At 66.7% G+C, this 213-nt stretch carries 1 protein-coding gene; it reads right to left on the minus strand.

Annotated elements, in window-relative coordinates:
- Positions 1–213 (minus strand): hypothetical protein (locus HWY45_RS36535; RefSeq protein ID WP_176118545.1); only part of this gene is annotated, 213 nt, incomplete at both ends.

Raw genomic sequence — 213 nt, forward strand, 5'->3', positions numbered from 1 at the left:
CTGGCGGACCTGTACGCCGTTCAGGCCTTCGACGGCGCTGAAGCTGGTGTTCCAGGTATGGCCGCCGTCGATCGAGTATTCGACGGTGGCGCCGGTCTCGACACCGGTCAGGTTCAGCGTGCCGACATTGGTGATGTGATCGGACGCGCTGCTGCCGGAGTCGGTGGTCAGGGCGACACCGGGGGCGGTGGCCGACGTGTCGAGCGTGAAGCT

This window comes from Burkholderia stagnalis (assembly GCF_902830275.1).
In the GTDB taxonomy this organism is placed as follows: domain Bacteria; phylum Pseudomonadota; class Gammaproteobacteria; order Burkholderiales; family Burkholderiaceae; genus Burkholderia; species Burkholderia stagnalis.